The sequence below is a fragment of the Kitasatospora sp. NPDC001225 genome (assembly GCF_053597855.1).
This window is the reverse complement of the sequence record NZ_JBSFJC010000383.1, coordinates 1-2136: the sequence shown is the minus strand read 5'-3', so window position 1 is coordinate 2136 and position 2136 is coordinate 1. Positions and strand designations below refer to the sequence as shown.

Genomic DNA, 2136 nt, shown 5'->3' with positions numbered 1-2136 from the left:
AGGTCGATCCCGCTGAGGGCCGGCGGGCCGGACGCCTGGTAGCGGAAGGTCAGCGCGCGGACGTCCACCGAGGTCGCCTTCCGGGTGCCAAGCCGCAGCCGGCCGCCGGTCTCCGGCGGGGCGTCCAGGACGTCGAAGAGGCGTTCCACCTGGGCGTTGACGGTGAGGTAGAGCTGGCCGGTGGTCGACAGGGTCTCCAGCGGAGCCAGGACGGACAGCACCAGGCTGTTCGCGGCCAGCATGGTGCCCAGCGTGGAGCGGCCGGTCATGACCATCCAGGTGCCGACGCCGAGCATGAGCAGCGGCCCGAGCGAGGTCATCGCCCGCTGCGCCCCGGAGAGCCCGGCGGTGGCGCGTCCGCGCCGCAGCATCGCGCCCTGGTAGCGGGTGAACAGCCCCTGCCAGTGCTCCACGGCGCGGCTCTCCACGCCGTTGGCCTTGAGCGGCAGGATCGCCTCCAGCGCCTCGACCAGGTAGCTCTGCTCCTCCGCCTTGGCGACCAGCTCCAGTTGGGCGAGGTTGCGCAGCCGGCGGTGGGCGTGGACCACCAGGAGCAGCTGGAGCAGGAACAGCGGGGCGACGGCCAGCAGGTAGAGGGGCTGCAGCAGCACGACGGCGACCAGGTAGCCGACCAGCAGGACGCCGTCCAGGGCCACGGTCATCAGCTGCTGGGTCAGGGTCTCCCGGGTGCTGGAGACGCTGGAGGTGCGCATCAGCAGGTCGCCGCGGCCCCGTTCGAGGAAGAACCGCAGCGGCAGCCGGAAGAGGTGTTCGACGAAGGAGCGGGTGAGCACCAGGTCGCCGCGCCGGCGCAGGGCGAGCAGCGCCAGTGCGCGCAGGGCGGTCAGCAGTCCGGTGAGCAGGGCGATGCCGACGACGGACAGGGCCAGCAGGACGGGCAGGTCGGTGCGGTGCTGCGGGAGGAGCGAGTCCACCACGGTGCGGGTGAGCAACGGGACGGCCAGGCCCAGCAGTTGCAGCAGTCCGGTGACCAGGGCGGTCAGGGCGAGCAGGGAGCGGCCGCCCGGGGCGGCCAGGAAGCGCCGCAGGTAGCGGACCATCGGGCGGTCGCGCAGCGGGGTGTGCCGCTCCTCGAAGGACTCGCCCGGCTCCAGGGCGACCGTCACGCCGCCGTACAGGCCGTCGAAGTCCTGCCGGGAGATCTGGCGGCGCCCGCCGGCCGGGTCGACCAGGCGGACCGACCGGCGGTCGACCCGCTCCAGGACGACGAAGTGGTGGGTCCGCAGGTAGGCGATGACCGGGCCGCGCAGCGGCTGCTCCAGTGCGGCGGGGCCGCGGTCGACGCGGGCCGTCAGCCCGGCCTGCCGCGCCGCGTCGACGAGCACGGCCGCCGAGGCGCCGTCGCGTCCCGCGCCGAGCAGCGGGCGGCAGTCGGCCACCGTGGAGTCCCGTCCGTAGTGGCTGAGCACCATGGCCAGGCAGGCGGCGGCGCACTCGGTCCGGGTGAACTGCAGCCGCTGGGGCACCCGGTGGGCGCGCCGCCGGGAGCGCTCCCGGGCGGGGTCGGACGCGGCGCTGACGGGGCCTCCTGCGGGGCGAGCAGCAGCACGGGGGCGACGCGCTCGGGCGTGGCGATCCGCAGCAGTCCGTGGCCGATGCCGGCCAGGCCGGTCATCAGGCCGGGCGTGACGATGCCGCCCGGGGTGCCGCAGACCGGTCCGCGCTCCTCGATCGCGGCCAGCAGGGCGTCGCGGGTCCGGGAGTAGTCGTCCCGGGCCCGGGCGACCCCGGCGCGGGCCGCCGCGGCGAACAGCTCCAGGTTGCCCAGGGTGCCGTGGCAGAGGCTGTCGTCGCCGATCTGGCCGGCGTCGGCGGTGGACCGCACGGCGCGCAGCAGCGCCCGGTCGCTCGACGGGGTGCGGACCCCGGCGGGCAGGTCGGCCCGGAGCAGTCCGATGCCGGGGGCGCCGTGGCACCAGGCGTGCACGGCCGCGAAGGTGCCCGGGGGAGGCGTGGCCCGCCAGGGCCGGGGGGCCTGCTCCCGGTAGTCCGGCCAGTTGTCGACCTCGGGGTCGTAGCCAGCCTCCTCGTAGGCGAGCGCGGCCTGGCCGGTGCGCAGCGCGGCAGCGTCCCCGGTGCGGGCGGCGTGCCGCAGCAGCGCCCAGCCGATCCCGC

2 protein-coding genes are annotated in these 2136 nt (G+C 75.9%); both read right to left on the bottom strand.

The genetic code is table 11. From position 1 onward, the window contains the following. Positions 1-1430, bottom strand: a 1430-nt coding sequence (locus ACWDCZ_RS40690; RefSeq protein ID WP_449818637.1) for an ABC transporter transmembrane domain-containing protein, incomplete at its 3' end; no start/stop codon positions are given. Then, on the bottom strand, positions 1313-2136 hold an 824-nt coding region (locus ACWDCZ_RS40685), incomplete at its 5' end, for a lanthionine synthetase LanC family protein (protein WP_449818636.1). The genes ACWDCZ_RS40685 and ACWDCZ_RS40690, both read right to left, overlap by 118 nt.